Source organism: Allorhizocola rhizosphaerae, assembly GCF_003426775.1.
Classification (GTDB): Bacteria; Actinomycetota; Actinomycetes; order Mycobacteriales; family Micromonosporaceae; genus Allorhizocola; species Allorhizocola rhizosphaerae.
The window spans coordinates 34,500-41,192 of record NZ_QJUG01000060.1; the positions used below are offsets into that span (position 1 = coordinate 34,500).

At 66.4% G+C, this 6,693-nt stretch carries 8 protein-coding genes and 1 pseudogene; 2 read left to right on the top strand and 7 right to left on the bottom strand.

Annotation, left to right across the window (positions count from 1 at the left end; genetic code table 11):
- Positions 1-149: 149 nt before the first annotated feature.
- Entirely contained in the window at positions 150-932 is a 783-nt protein-coding gene (locus tag DM816_RS15265; RefSeq protein ID WP_117210898.1) for a class I SAM-dependent methyltransferase, read from the bottom strand.
- Positions 933-1,386: 454 nt separating this feature from the next.
- On the opposite strand from DM816_RS15265, the gene DM816_RS42575 reads away from it, so the two are divergent.
- Positions 1,387-1,560 (top strand): hypothetical protein, encoded by a 174-nt coding sequence (locus DM816_RS42575; protein WP_162907497.1) that lies wholly within the window; start codon positions 1,387-1,389, stop codon positions 1,558-1,560.
- 86 nt (positions 1,561-1,646) lie between these two features.
- On the opposite strand, the gene DM816_RS15275 is transcribed toward DM816_RS42575, so the two are convergent.
- Entirely contained in the window at positions 1,647-2,090 is a 444-nt protein-coding gene (locus DM816_RS15275; RefSeq protein ID WP_117210899.1) for a VOC family protein, read from the bottom strand.
- Between the two features lie 88 nt (positions 2,091-2,178).
- Between DM816_RS15275 and DM816_RS15280 the strand changes: the two genes are divergently transcribed.
- On the top strand, positions 2,179-2,628 hold the full coding sequence (locus tag DM816_RS15280; RefSeq protein ID WP_117210900.1) for a winged helix-turn-helix transcriptional regulator: 450 nt from the start codon (positions 2,179-2,181) through the stop codon (positions 2,626-2,628).
- 881 nt (positions 2,629-3,509) lie between these two features.
- On the opposite strand, the gene DM816_RS15285 is transcribed toward DM816_RS15280, so the two are convergent.
- The 5 genes and pseudogenes from DM816_RS15285 to DM816_RS15305 form a co-directional block, all read right to left on the bottom strand.
- Entirely contained in the window at positions 3,510-3,797 is a 288-nt protein-coding gene (locus DM816_RS15285; protein ID WP_117210901.1) for a zinc finger MYND domain-containing protein, read from the bottom strand.
- 20 nt (positions 3,798-3,817) lie between these two features.
- The gene (gene istB / locus DM816_RS15290; protein ID WP_162907498.1) at positions 3,818-4,630 is read right to left on the bottom strand and encodes an IS21-like element helper ATPase IstB; all 813 of its coding nucleotides are present in this window, start codon (positions 4,628-4,630) and stop codon (positions 3,818-3,820) included.
- Positions 4,627-5,013: a hypothetical protein gene (locus tag DM816_RS15295; protein ID WP_117210902.1), complete on the bottom strand. Its 387-nt coding sequence runs from the start codon at positions 5,011-5,013 to the stop codon at positions 4,627-4,629. Before DM816_RS15295 ends, istB begins: the two co-directional genes overlap by 4 nt.
- The gene (locus tag DM816_RS15300) at positions 5,010-6,422 is read right to left on the bottom strand and encodes a Mu transposase domain-containing protein (protein WP_211588705.1); all 1,413 of its coding nucleotides are present in this window, start codon (positions 6,420-6,422) and stop codon (positions 5,010-5,012) included. The genes DM816_RS15295 and DM816_RS15300 overlap by 4 nt, the downstream gene beginning before the upstream one ends.
- Positions 6,423-6,546: 124 nt before the next feature.
- Positions 6,547-6,693 (bottom strand): annotated as a pseudogene (locus tag DM816_RS15305) (transposase); the annotation flags it as partial.

The window sequence follows — 6,693 nt, forward strand, 5'->3', positions numbered from 1 at the left end:
GACAGTTTCGAGGGCAATCCACCACGGTTTCACCGTCGGCTGTAGGTTCCGCCGTTCGCGTGTCAACGCTAACGCTGTGACCAGGGCATCCGCGTTTGTTGGTCGCTGATTTGGGCAGGGCCGCCCGCAGGTGTCTAGCAATCCAAGGTTTAGGGCCTGGGCTTGCGGGCCAGCCATAGGCTGGTGGTAATCCGGTGTTCGAGCACGCCGCCATGCCTGTCGATGAGGTCGGCGAGGGCGTTGTGCAGCGGCACCCGCTTGTCCTCGGGCAGCATGCGATGCCCCGAGAAAGTTGACAACAGTGTGAGATAGCGCTGCGTGTCGAAGTGCACGATGGTTTCCAGATGCTGCGTCTCGACATCGGCGAACAGCCCGGACTCGGCGATCTCGTCGTGGTGGAACGACCTGGCGCGATCGAGTCTCTTGTCCGGCGGGTCGGCAATCTCGGGGGCGATCTCGTCGTAGATCGCGTCCATCTCGTCGAGGAACGGGCCTTCGGCGAAGCCGTAGTGGTGGCCGAAGATGGCGAGTGCTCCTGCAGGGGCGAGCGCGTCATAGGCGAGCTGGTTGCGTCTGGTCGGGTCGACCCAGTGCCAGGCCTGTGCGCTGGCCAGCAGCTCGACCCCGCCAGGTGGCGGGGTCCAATTCTCGAACGAGCCGAGGAACACCTCCACGAGATCGTCGCCTGCGAAGCGTCTGCGCAGCACTGCCGCCATAGCCGGATCGGGCTCGACACAGGTCAGCGGGGCGGCAAAGGTGCGCAGCACCGCGGTGCCCTTGCCGGTGCCGGCGCCGGATTCCACGATACGAGCTGGTGTGTGGCCGAGATATGCGGCTACCCGCCTGGCGATCTCCACCGGATAGCCGGGCCGCACCTCGTCGTAGGCGTCCGCCACCTCACCGAAAACTCGTCGCTGCTGCCGCGTTGTCATCACGGCACCCTATCGAGCCAGGGGCGGTGTGTGCCTGCCGATATGGCTGAGAGAAATCGCCCATGCCGCTGGATCAGAATCCGCGCTCAGGAGGTCAGTTGCTACGCCGTCCGCGGAAAACGGCCAATTGCTACTCCATTGATACGCCGTTTGAGAACTCAGTGAGTTCGGGTGTGGGCGAGTCGTTTGGACATCAGCATGATCATGGCGATGTAGACCATCGCCTCGTGGGTGCCGGTAGCCGTTTCCAGTCGTGTACCAGCCGGCGGTGCGTGAACAATCTGGCCAGGGTCCGCTCCACAATCCACCTGCGCGGCTGCACAGTAAAACCTTTGACCTCGGTGCTGATTGCCCTGGCCGGGATCGTTAATGCGGGGAGGGCGTCTCCGAGGAAGCCGTGGCACGGGTGAACCTCACAGCGCGTCATCCCGGCTCGCACGTAGGGTCTCCGGCCATGATCTCCGCGGCTTCCTCGGCCGGCACGGACATGATCGCGACGCCGGCCACGGTGTCGGAGGTGACCGGGGCACAGGATCGCGATCACCCCCTCAGCGCGCAGAAACACCATGCGTCGCTGGTGTTCGAGTTCGATTGCGTCCGCGCCGTCCATGGTCCGCGCCGGCCCTGACTGAAGGAGCGCCAGTCTGTAGGGCTTGCGGTCGCGGCCAGAGCCCGAATCTGTTCGTCAGTCACGATCGTGCTCATGAGGTCTCCCTACTTGTCGATGCGCTCGGCCAACGAGACGATGATTCCTTCGGGCCCGCGGACGTAGGCCATCCGCCACACCCCCTCGTATTCGCCGATGCCTCCCACCAGGCCGTAGCCGTCGGCTGCGGCCTGGTCTACCGCGGCGTGGAGGTCGTGCACCTCGAAGGCGACGTTGCGCAGGCCCAGCTCGTTGGCCGGCGCGGCAGGCGAACCCGGGAGGTGGTCCGGCCGCGTGAAGCTCGAGAGCTCCAGCGTCGTACCTCCGCCGGGCGGTCGCAGCATGACGATCTCGGTGCGGGCGTCGGTCATGCCGATCACCGTGTCCAGGAACTCGCCTTCGACGGCCATCTTCCGATCGGCCTCCAAACCGAGGCTGACGAAGAATGCCGTCACGGCGTCAAGGTCGGCGACGGTGATGCCGACGTGGTCGAAGCGCCTGATGAATGTCATCGGATCCCTTTCGAGGTTTCTTTAAGAGACTCTGAGGAAAGTACCACTCTAGGTTCCCTAAGGGAACCCCACTTGCTAGATTGCTGCCATGCAGCGAACGCGGTTCGGGGAGATGGCGTGTTCCATCGCGCGTACCTTGGACGTGATCGGCGAGCCCTGGTCACCGCTGATCCTGCGCGACGTGTGGGCCGGGGTGAGCCGCTTCGACCATATCCAGGCCGACCTCGGGATTTCCCGCAAGGTACTCACCGAACGGCTCAACCACCTGGTCGAACAGGGTGTGCTCCAGCGGCTGCCCTACGACGCCCGCCCCCGCTACGAGTACCACCTCACCGCCAAGGGCGCCGACCTCGTCGAGATGCTCATGGTGATGGCGCGGTGGGGTGACCGCTGGCTCGCTGGCGAGGCTGGGCCTCCGGTCCTGTACCGCCACCATACGTGCGGGCAGATCGGCCACGTCGACCCGCGCTGCAGTCATTGCGGAGAGCCGATGCACGCCGACGACGTCGACCTCCTCCCGGGCCCGGGGTCGGCCTGATGACCAAGGACGTGACGCCGACCGGCCGCCGGCGACAGAGACTTCCTGTCGACTATCGAGTCGTCGCAGGCCCGTGGCCTACAGGTGAGCGTCTGTCCCGGTCCCATGCGGTCGGCCGACGTTTGCGCGACGCGGCCACCGAGTTCATCGAACCTGATCGGCTGCCTACGCGCGGTCTGCGAGCACGCGTTCGCACACCTGAAGACTGGCGCATCATCACCAAGCTCCGCCTGCACGCGCGTGACACAACCGCGCTCCTGCGCGCCCTGCTCGTGCTGACCAATGTTGGTTCGGGCACGGCTGAAACACTCAAGGATGTTTTCAGCTTCCGGCCTACGTCACGTAAGGCCGTGCCTACTTCAGACGCAAGCCGGCGGCCGGCAAGACAGCGATGGAAACGATGCGCTGCCTGAAACACCGCCTGTCCGATGTGGTCCATCAGAAGATGCTCGCCGATGCCAGCAAGGCGGACCCCCGGGAGGGCACACGGGGCAACACTCATATTCAGCGCGGCCGACTTAACCATGACAGCCGACTCTTCGGACAAGCCACTACAACGAAATAGCCCGCCTCGCCGTCGCCCCAACGGACCGGACAGCGCTGCTCAACGTCGTCCCGCCCATCACGGGATGCCAGTGTTTCCCGATCAACCGCGAAGATAGCCAGCCTTCGCACGCAACGAATCCACTGGCCCGCTCGTGCAGTCCAAGGTGGACGTATACCGGCTGGAGTGCGAACCGGCCTAACGCTTCCTCATCAAGGCCACCACCAAGGCGACGACGCCCGCAACAAACACTGATAGGGCTCTGGAATCGTCCTCAGAGTTGCTCGCTGAAATTCCCCACTTTGGGCGGGTTGATTCTATCGGTGTAGTTCGGTAGTTATCGGAGGTCGAACGGCGTGTCGAGCCTGGCGACCTGTGGTGTGGTCAGCAGCGCGACGATGGCGACGGGTTCACCGCAGTGCGGGCAATCGCGCAGCGTCATCGCCGGTGCGGCAGCGGATGTTTTGCGCGGGACGGGCTGGCGATCGGTGTCGTCGCGGTGCTCGCGTTTCCAGGCCGCGCTTTTGCAGACCGCGCTGCAGTAGGTGCGGCGCGAGCCCGCGGGCAGGGGTGTGTGGCAGGCGGCGCAGGTGCGAATACTGCCAACGGTTTCGTTGGTGTCCATTGTGGATGCTCCGTTTCTGGTCAGGCGGCTGCTCGAGCGGCTGCGCGGATGGTGTCGGCGTGGCGTTGGTGGGCGCGTAGCCGGTAGGACGGGCCGTCGATGCCCACGACGGTGGCGCGGTGCAGTAGCCGGTCGAGCATGGCGGCGGCCACTGTGGCATTGCCGAAAGCCGTTGCCCAGTCGGCGATCCCGACGTTGGTGGTCAGGATCGTCGAGGACCGCAGATAGCGTTGGTTGATCACCTGGAACAGGGCGTTGGCGCCGCCTTCGGGCAACGGCAGATACCCCAGTTCGTCGATCACCAGGAGGCGGGGTCCGGCGAAGAACCGCATGATGGTGTTCCACCGTCCTTCCAGCGCGGCCTTGTGACATTTGGCGGCCAGGTCGGCGGCGGTGATGAAGTAGACACGGTGCCCGGACTCGACCGCGGCCCGCGCGAGCGCGATGGACAGCATGGTCTTGCCGACGCCGGGCGGGCCGACGAACAGAATGTTGGCGGCGTCGTCGAGGAAACGCATGGTGGCAAGGTCGCGGACGAGTTTCTCGTCGACGCCGGGTTGGGCGGCGAAGTCGAAGTCGCCCAGCGTCCACGGTTCGGGCAGGCAGGAAAACCGCATCCGGCCGGCCAGGCGGCGGGCCTCGACAGCTTCAACCTCCACTTCCAGCAGCCGTTCCAGCGCCGCGGTCAACGAGAGCCGGTCGATTCGCGCCGCATCCAGGACCCGCGGCAAGGCCTCGGCGGCGTCATCGAGCTTCAGATAGGACAGGTGAGCGCGTAGTTGCTGGTAGCGGCGGGCTTCGCTCATCGCCGGCGCCGTGGTCGTTGCGGTCATGCAATCTCCTTGTTAGTTGAATCGATGGTGGTGTCGGGGTGGCGGACTGGCGGGGCGATCCCGGCGGCCTCGGCGGCCTGGATGGCGTGTTGCAGCGACCAGGCGTAGAGCCCCAGCTGGTCAAGCAACACATCCGCGCCGCTGACCGGGTGCCAGCCCAGCCCGGCGCAGAAGGCCCGCAGCTGGGCGTGCACCGTGCCGCTGCGGTGGTCGCCGCGGTGACGGCGGAAGAACTCGTCGAATCGCAGCAGGACCTCGATCGCGCCGTAGACGGTATCCGCGCTCACGGGTACCAGCGGGCCGGGTTGCCCGTCGCCGACGGCGTCGGCGCACGGGGTGAAGGTGTGCTCGGTGTCAGTGCCAGTGTCGATGGCTGTGTTCATGCCCTCTCCTTGTCGTTGCGCTTGTCGTTGATGGCTTGGCCGTCGGTGGGCGACGGTGGGCTTTGGTTGAGGCGGGCCGCCACGGCGGCGTAGGCGGCCAGGTCGATGACCACCCGGGCAGCCGGGTCGCTGTCAGGCATCCCGCGCAGCCGGGCCGCCTCGGCCTGCGCCGCCTGCGATGGCGGGCGGCGGGTCTTGTGCTTGCACGGCCTGCCGTCGGAGAACGCTTTGAGCACAGCGGTTTCCAACGCGATCACATGATGCTCGGCCCGGACGATGCTGCCCGCCCCGTCGGCGGCTCGCTGATGCTCGGCGACCACAGCGCCGCCGACGGTGGCGATCTGGATACGGTCGGCGCCGAGCCGCAGGCGCACCACCACACGGGTGCCGGTCATGCCCGGCGGCACCGAGTACTGGTTGCCGCGCAACGACACCAACGCCTGCGCCGACACCACCCGGACCACCTCCAGCTGCGCCGGATACGGTGCCGCCGGCGGTGGCCGCAGCCGCTCACCGGCGGCCAACTCGGCCACGCTCACCTTCACCCCGTCGCGGGTACGGCGCCGCTCATCCATCAACACGGCCCGTTTGTCCAAACCGGACTGCGCCGCCTCGACGCTGATGCCATCGGGCAGCGTGCGCCACCAGCGTTGCGCCGCAGAGTGATTGGCCTTCTCCACCACACCCTTACGGTTGCCATGCCGCGGCGGGCACACATCCACCGCCACGCCGTAATACTTGGCCACCGCAGCGAACGCCGCCGTCAGCCGCCCCGAGGTCGGCGAGCACACCGTGGCCATCCGGTCGAAACGCCACCGCCGCGTCAGCCCACCCAAGCGGCGCACCACTGCATCGAGCGCCTCCACCAGGTGCGGCAGGTCCTCGGCATCGGCGAGCACACCACGCCACTTACCCGAATGCGACAGGGCACCCACCAACAGATGCGCATGCTGACCAACGCCCCACGCCGCAGGCGGATCGGGTAGCTCCAACCAGTCCCACTGCGTTTCCTCACCCGCCGGATGAGCGATGATCGCATGGTCGCGGCCCTTCGCCGCCGCGCACGGCTCGCAATGCGGGCGCAGCTTGAGCTCCCGCACCGCCCGGGTGAACGTCGAATAGCCACCCGGATAGCCCAGCTCCCGAATCTCATCATGCAACGTGACCGCCCACAAATGCGGGTCGTCGGCCAGCCGCACCCGGCAGTACTCCACGAACGGCGCGAACTCGTCCGGCACGCTGCGCTGCCGCACCCCCGGAACCCGAGTGCCGTTCAAGTAAGCGCGAACGGTTTTCCGGTCTGCATTCACATGCCGGGCGATCGCCGAGATCGTCCAGCCCTGCGCCCGAAGCGCATGAATCTCCACATCAGCCTCCCACGACAGCAACCCGAAACCCTTTCGCCTCACCCCACCGCCACACACGGCCGGAACGAGACAACGAGCCTCGCCAAGCAGCCCGCACGGGACCGCCCGCAAGGTCACCCAAAGTGGGGCGCTTAGCTCAGCGCAACTGGGGATTTTCGAAGAGCGCCATCATTCGCCGTATCTCCAGGTCGTAGTCCAGGAACGGGATGAACTCGGCCCAGGCGTTGTCCCACAACCGAACCACGGCTGGATAGCGTTGCCGCCACGTGTCGGCCATCGCCTCGAACGCGGCCCGCGCGGCGTCGGCGTTGAC

What these genes read in the sequence shown, in the direction of transcription:
- DM816_RS15265 (WP_117210898.1), bottom strand. Translation starts at nt 932, where the DNA reads ATGACAACGCGGCAGCAGCGACGAGTTTTCGGTGAGGTGGCGGACGCC.
- DM816_RS42575 (WP_162907497.1), top strand. Translation starts at nt 1,387, where the DNA reads ATGATCTCCGCGGCTTCCTCGGCCGGCACGGACATGATCGCGACGCCG.
- DM816_RS15275 (WP_117210899.1), bottom strand. Translation starts at nt 2,090, where the DNA reads ATGACATTCATCAGGCGCTTCGACCACGTCGGCATCACCGTCGCCGAC.
- DM816_RS15280 (WP_117210900.1), top strand. Translation starts at nt 2,179, where the DNA reads ATGCAGCGAACGCGGTTCGGGGAGATGGCGTGTTCCATCGCGCGTACC.
- DM816_RS15285 (WP_117210901.1), bottom strand. Translation starts at nt 3,797, where the DNA reads ATGGACACCAACGAAACCGTTGGCAGTATTCGCACCTGCGCCGCCTGC.
- istB (WP_162907498.1), bottom strand. Translation starts at nt 4,630, where the DNA reads ATGACCGCAACGACCACGGCGCCGGCGATGAGCGAAGCCCGCCGCTAC.
- DM816_RS15295 (WP_117210902.1), bottom strand. Translation starts at nt 5,013, where the DNA reads ATGAACACAGCCATCGACACTGGCACTGACACCGAGCACACCTTCACC.